The following is a 6,090-nucleotide window of genomic DNA, read 5'->3' as shown; positions in this document are numbered from 1 at the left end:
CGTGTTTATTTGTTAACTGATTGATTGTCAACCATAAAGATAATAAATAAAACGGAGATTACCCATTCTTTTTAAACTTTTCTTATCCCGAACTCAGGTCTATAATAAGCTGTAATATACGCATATAGCTGTTGCGAGTTTGGATAAAAATTGCATATTGTCCATATCATTAAAATCATATAGTGTTATGGACATGTCAAATCTTAAACTCAAACAACATTTGTTGATGGATTATTTATCCAAAGTAGGTTACTGCGCCAATAAACGACGTAGTATTGAAAAATGTATCGAACTGGTTCTGATTAAAGGTAGCTCTTCCAGTATTACCTCTTATGAAGATTTATTTTTTCAAGAAGCGAAAGAGCAAGGCTATACTCCCGAAGATTATCGTTTTAAGTCCCTAAGAACGAACCTAGGGCAACTGAAAAATTTTGATTTATACGATAAATATCCTGATGGCAATTACACTGGATTTATTTACACTACAAATGGCTTTGATAATCTCAATGACTATTACAAATCATTGGCTATATACCATTTAGAGAATGGTACGCGTAACGGAAAACGCAAAAACACAGTTAGGGTAGAGTATCTTTCAGCAATTCTATTTTACAAACATTTTCAAGATAATGGAGCGGAAGTATTGGAAAAAGCTACATCTAAAATGATTTGTTCTTTTTTTCATGATGGTGTTAAGCAAATCAGAGGGGTTGGTTATTTAGGTCATATAAGAGCATTAATGAAAACTCTTAAATTGCGTGAACCAAAAGTGGCTGATTATATACTCAACTTTTTACCCAAAATACCAAAGGCATACAAAAATTTGGAATTTCTTTCAAAAGATGAATCTGACCGTATTCGGAAGTGTCTTGAAAATCCTGACAATACATTGTCCTTAAAAGAGCGTACAATAGGATGGCTTTTGTATTTTTATGGACTGCGAGGCTCTGACATAACGGCTATGCGTTTTGACAATATAGATTGGAGAAAAGACATGATTACTCTAATTCAATCAAAAACAGATTATCCTCTTACATTGCCTTTAAATGCAGTTACTGGAAATTCTCTTTTTGATTATATCACTACCGAAAGGGCTGAATCTGATATTAAAACGATATTTGTCCCCCAGAAAAATCCAAATGCACCATACAAGAAGATTGCTTATATTGTCCAGAAAATCTTCAGATGTGCGCATGTCAGAGATAAAGGAGGAAGCAAAGGAGTCCGTCTTTTTCGCCATCATTTTGTGACTTATCTCCTTTCGTGTGGCGTTGAATGTTCAGTCGTGTCATCTCTGACCGGACACATATCTCCCGAGTCTCTCAAGTTTTATGCAGATGCCGACTATGAGCATCTCAAGGAATGCTCTCTTGATATATCTTCTTACATCGTACCCTCTAATCTTTTCGACTTATGACATATCCATTCAAATCCAAACTATCTTCAAAGTTTGAAGAATTTGCAGCTATTTGCATTGCGTCCGGTCGATGGAATAAGACCTATGACTACAACCTGCATCACTTCGACAAATACATCGCAGCTAACTACCCCTCTTGTGAAAAATTGACAATGGAGATGCTGGACTGGTGCAAACGCAGGGAAACGGAAAGGAACAATACTTGTATATCAAGGACTACACCTGTCCGAAACTTCCTTAAATATGCTAACAAGAAAGGCTGGTCAACCTTAAATCCTTTGCCTTTGCCCACTTTTGAAGCCAGCTCTTATATGCCACACTTTTTTACACAGGGCGAACTTTCTGCATTTTTTAAGGAATGTGACTCTTATGTAATACGATCATATCAAGAACACAGACAAATAACCACCTTATTGAATCGATTACAACTTCCTGTTTACTTTCGTATGCTATACAGCTCTGGGATGCGTACATGTGAAGTCCGGTGGCTAAAATGTTCTAATGTCAATTTCAAGTCTGGCGTCGTAAAAATCATAAAATCTAAAAGTATAGATGAACATAACATTGTTCTTCATGATTCTATGTTACAATTACTTCAACATTACAACCAAGCTATGGAGAAAGTTATGCCTAATCGGATTTATCTTTTTCCTGATAAGAATGATGAACCGCATAGGGTACGTTGGGGATGCACTTTCTTTAGAAAGATATGGTCTAAAGTTAGCAATGAAAAGGCTGTTGAATATGATTTACGCAGTTTGTATGCCGTCTCCAATATTTCTAAATGGGAAAATCATGGATACGAATTGAGCGGCAAACTCTTGTTCCTTTCCCGTAGCATGGGGCACAGAAATATACAAAGTACTTTTGGCTATTTTCATCTTACCCCGATGCTTACGGATAAACTTAAATGCAATTGCTCTAAAAAATTTAGTGAATTATTACCTCAAAAGCCAGAATATAATGAAAACATCTAAATCAAGTGGCGCATTAGCCACTCAAAATCGTAAAATGGCAAAATTGATTTATGACTGGCACACCATATATGTGCCATCCGTAAAAACAACAAGTGAACACACACTACGTTCTTACAAACTGTCATTGTCCCTATTTCTCAGATACCTACAGTTAGAAAGAGGCATTACATCGTTAACCCTTACTCCGGAATGTTTCTCTGTTGAAGTCTTAACGCAATGGCAGATATGGTTGAAAAAAGAGCGACACGTCAGTGCAACAACTTGCAATATAAGAATGGCTGCTATTAAAAATCTGACAAAATATATTAGTGGTCAGATGCCGGAGTATGCTTATATTTATATGGCAGTTTCGGAGTTTATAAAACCAATGCGGAAGGTAAAACGCATTGTACATGCTATGACACGGGATGCGGTAAAGGCTATTTTTGCAGTACCTGATACAACTACGAAAATAGGTTTACGGGATTTGACTCTAATGATGCTCAGCTATGGGGTTGCAGCGCGTCTGAACGAAATACTCTCTTTGACAGTCAAAGACATAGTACTTGACAACGTTAAAGACCCATATGTAATATTATGTGGAAAAGGAGGTGGTTTCAGGTCAATCTACTTGCATGATGACCTTGTCGAATGGTTAAGACTGTACCTTAGAGTTTTTCATGGCGATAAACCCAATAAAGATGCTTTATTGTTCTATTCTCCATGCAAAGGATGTATGGGGAAATTGACACAACCGGCAATAGCGAAACGTCTCAGGTTGTATGCAGCCAAAGCACATGAAGCATGTCCTGATGTGCCTCTGGATCTACACAGCCACCTTTGGAGGCATAGTATGGCTACCCATTGGCGAGAAGATAATATCAATATTGTTGAGATAAAAGAACTTTTAGGACATCGTAATCTCTCTACCACTATGATATACGAGGATGTAACTGAAGAACAGAAGAAAAAGGCGATTGATACACTGGAAGACACTATTACTAAATCTCAAGAAAAAAAATGGGGAAAGTTAGAAAATATGGAACTTCTTACTCTTGTAGGGCTTTAGCCAATAAAATATTATCCAAACTATTATTTTGTAATATTCTGTTATACAATAATATTGCAATGAATGGTTTGGATAATAAATAAGTTTTGATAAGTTACTTTTTCTCCCCGTCATTTTTGAAAAGTCATGGAAAAAGTAACGGGCGAAAAATCGCCCGCCTTTGTGTTACTACTGCTTTTTTGATAGCCATTCGTCCCGCTCTTTTCGGCATTGCTCCAATGATTTGGCAACCGTAGAGAACAGTCCTCCGTCCGTGTGACGGTAGTCGTATTGGTAATATTCCGTACCTCTGAATGCTCCTGCAATAAATGTTGTGTAATTCTCTTTGCCTTGCTCGCATACCGAGCAACCATTTTTGTTGATTGAATTTGTTTTCATTGCTACTTGGTTATGTGTTGATAATCTTTAATATAATCCTGTTTTTCAAGCCACTCTATTATGTTCTCCATATTGTATTCGGAGGTAATGATTGCCGTATCTCTCGAAAATTGCGTAAAACGGCTACTTTCGTAGTTATCTATCCACTCTTTGAGGTTTACCACTCCCCAAATACTGTAATTCTGTGCGAACATTCGGTCAATCTCGGCTATCTCTTTATTGAACTCGACCACGATAGTTTGATATTTGTCGTCAATGATTTCAAGGTGATGCAATGAGCCGAACTCGTCGTGTAAGCGTGCGGAACTCCAATCGCTTTTGTAGGTGTGATTACCCCATCTATGTGGGTTGTCGAAACGCACTTTAACTTCTGCTGTGTACTCAGTTATCTTGATTTCTTCGATTGTCCCTGTTACCATTAAGCCTGTAAAAATGCTCTTACAACGCTTGCCTATAATACTATCGTTTACTTCTGTTGTTTTCATGTCTATTTGAATTTTGTGGGCAGATTACTCCGCCCAGTTTTATAAATTATGCTGCCAATCGTTGTTCTATGAGTGGCATATTGTTATTTACAAGTGAAAGTATCTGATTATGGTGTTCAGTGTTTTTGTTGCATAATCCCCTGCATTGGATTACTTTCAGTTTGGAAATAGATACCTCTACGGTTTCAATGCGTTTGCCGTCAATGGTTGCTGAAAGAATAAGGGAGTCTTCTTTGGTCGAATAACTACCTACGCAATGGTGCATCGCCTGTCCCTCTGCTACTATCTCCTGTACGCTTTCAAGTACACGGACACTGATACGCCCATCGGAAAATATAAGTCCGAAAAACTTGGCTTTAATCGCTCTAAATTCGGCTTCTTTTTCAAGTTGCTTTTCCAATTCCGCTTGTGCATCAGCTTTGGCTTTCTTCAGCATATATCGGTCATGCTCGGCTTTGAGGTCTGTCGGGCATACATATTTGGCGTTATACAGGTCTTTGCCGAAGAAACGGAGATTGTCTATATAGTCGCACCAAAGCGTAGCATCGTTGATTTTGTAGCCGTTTCGGATGCAGATGCGGACGGATTGCCAATACTTGTCGATATTCTTCCAACCGCTGTCCATGATACGCTTTAATAGCTTGGTGTACCCAGTCTTCATCAGTGTTTCGGCTCGGCTGTCAGTCAATAGGGTGCGGAACAGGTCTAACGGCTTTTGTCCGTATAATCCCTTTTTGTAGCCTGTTCTTTTCAGTTCGGGGATTAGCTTCATTCGAGGGTAAACCACGCCTGTAAATATTTTATCATATACATTTATGTAAAACTTGTTATTGCTGTTTTCGCTACGCAATTCCAAATCAGTATGGAATATCCACGCATCATAGTAACAAGTACCCATTGTCTGACGGAGTTTTGCGAATGTGCAATGTTTACCATTGGGAGCAATCCACCGTTGCATAACTTCTGAATAGTCGTATTTGGGCGTTTCTCCGACCTTTACCAAACAGAATAGCATTACAGAGCGTAATACCTGATAACCTGCATGGGCGGTTACTACCGTCATGTAGTAACGGGTGCTGAATGTTCGTTTCTTGGTGGTTTCTACCGTTAGTTTGGTGTTACAGTTCGGACAGTTGCAATCCGTTAGGGTGGCAACCAAATATCCTGCTCCCTGCCACGAATGACCGCATTTAGTACAGGTTATTACTCCTTTATCAGTTCTGCGCCCAATATGGTCGATACCATTTTCATAGCCCCACTCAATCTGCTCTTTCGTGAGTTTCGGCAGGGTTTTACTCGCTTCTACTACTTGTCTTTGGAATTTATTCTTCGCTTTCATAGGATAATGCTTAAAAATCAAACAAAGATGGTTGGGGATTTAATACTACTTTCTTGCTCTTTTTGACTGGCTGTGTCATCTTCCTGTATGCTTCGTCCTGTGCCTTTTGAATAGCATCTCGGCGAGCCTGTTCTTTTTCTTCTTCAGTCAGTTCTACTACATGGTTTACAACTACATTAGCGTTTATTTGCTTACCGATTTCGATATTATCTTCATCATAATAGTGTACCGCCATTGAATAGATTTCATCGTCTGCAAAACCATTGCAACCGCTTTTCTGTACAGTATTGAGAATATAGGTAACACAATCGTCAATATTCTTTTCGGGTTTGCTGTATTGGAATGAGAACAATACATCTGTTTCGGCTCTCTTATCTAAGTATGCCTTAATTGTATTTTTGAAATGATTTGATGCTTTCATACTTTTGGGTGTTGTGGGGCAAAAA

At 38.4% G+C, this 6,090-nt stretch carries 7 protein-coding genes; 3 read left to right on the top strand and 4 right to left on the bottom strand.

The genetic code is table 11. The features are described from left to right. The first annotated feature begins 193 nt into the window (after positions 1 to 193). From D0T60_RS17585 to D0T60_RS17575, 3 genes are read left to right on the top strand one after another with little or no spacing between them, the layout of a single operon-like run. Positions 194 to 1,417, top strand: coding sequence for a tyrosine-type recombinase/integrase (locus D0T60_RS17585; protein ID WP_163219629.1), 1,224 nt, complete (start codon positions 194 to 196; stop codon positions 1,415 to 1,417). Then, complete coding sequence (locus D0T60_RS17580) at positions 1,414 to 2,394, top strand: tyrosine-type recombinase/integrase (protein WP_163219627.1); 981 nt, start codon at positions 1,414 to 1,416, stop codon at positions 2,392 to 2,394. The genes D0T60_RS17585 and D0T60_RS17580 overlap by 4 nt, the downstream gene beginning before the upstream one ends. Beyond that, on the top strand, positions 2,381 to 3,442 hold the full coding sequence (locus D0T60_RS17575; RefSeq protein WP_163219625.1) for a tyrosine-type recombinase/integrase: 1,062 nt from the start codon (positions 2,381 to 2,383) through the stop codon (positions 3,440 to 3,442). Before D0T60_RS17580 ends, D0T60_RS17575 begins: the two co-directional genes overlap by 14 nt. Positions 3,443 to 3,610: 168 nt before the next feature. Here the strand turns inward: D0T60_RS17575 and D0T60_RS17570 are convergent, their stop codons facing one another. From D0T60_RS17570 to D0T60_RS17555, 4 genes are read right to left on the bottom strand one after another with little or no spacing between them, the layout of a single operon-like run. Further along, entirely contained in the window at positions 3,611 to 3,820 is a 210-nt protein-coding gene (locus D0T60_RS17570) for a DUF3873 family protein (protein WP_163219623.1), read from the bottom strand. 2 nt (positions 3,821 to 3,822) lie between these two features. Next, positions 3,823 to 4,305: a DUF6956 domain-containing protein gene (locus tag D0T60_RS17565; RefSeq protein ID WP_163219621.1), complete on the bottom strand. Its 483-nt coding sequence runs from the start codon at positions 4,303 to 4,305 to the stop codon at positions 3,823 to 3,825. A 46-nt stretch (positions 4,306 to 4,351) separates the two neighbouring features. Next, positions 4,352 to 5,644, bottom strand: a complete 1,293-nt coding sequence (locus tag D0T60_RS17560; RefSeq protein WP_163219619.1) for a PcfJ domain-containing protein — start codon at positions 5,642 to 5,644, stop codon at positions 4,352 to 4,354. 10 nt (positions 5,645 to 5,654) lie between these two features. Continuing rightward, positions 5,655 to 6,065 (bottom strand): PcfK-like family protein, encoded by a 411-nt coding sequence (locus D0T60_RS17555; RefSeq protein ID WP_163219617.1) that lies wholly within the window; start codon positions 6,063 to 6,065, stop codon positions 5,655 to 5,657. Positions 6,066 to 6,090: the final 25 nt, after the last annotated feature.

The organism is Bacteroides sp. 224 (assembly GCF_010500995.1).
Taxonomy (GTDB): Bacteria; Bacteroidota; Bacteroidia; order Bacteroidales; family Bacteroidaceae; genus Bacteroides.
This window is presented reverse-complemented; position numbering and strand designations above follow the sequence as displayed.

Excerpts from the sequence above, each read along its gene's own strand:
- D0T60_RS17585 (WP_163219629.1), top strand. The coding sequence starts at position 194 with ATGTCAAATCTTAAACTCAAACAACATTTGTTGATGGATTATTTATCC.
- D0T60_RS17580 (WP_163219627.1), top strand. The coding sequence starts at position 1,414 with ATGACATATCCATTCAAATCCAAACTATCTTCAAAGTTTGAAGAATTT.
- D0T60_RS17575 (WP_163219625.1), top strand. The coding sequence starts at position 2,381 with ATGAAAACATCTAAATCAAGTGGCGCATTAGCCACTCAAAATCGTAAA.
- D0T60_RS17570 (WP_163219623.1), bottom strand. The coding sequence starts at position 3,820 with ATGAAAACAAATTCAATCAACAAAAATGGTTGCTCGGTATGCGAGCAA.
- D0T60_RS17565 (WP_163219621.1), bottom strand. The coding sequence starts at position 4,305 with ATGAAAACAACAGAAGTAAACGATAGTATTATAGGCAAGCGTTGTAAG.
- D0T60_RS17560 (WP_163219619.1), bottom strand. The coding sequence starts at position 5,644 with ATGAAAGCGAAGAATAAATTCCAAAGACAAGTAGTAGAAGCGAGTAAA.
- D0T60_RS17555 (WP_163219617.1), bottom strand. The coding sequence starts at position 6,065 with ATGAAAGCATCAAATCATTTCAAAAATACAATTAAGGCATACTTAGAT.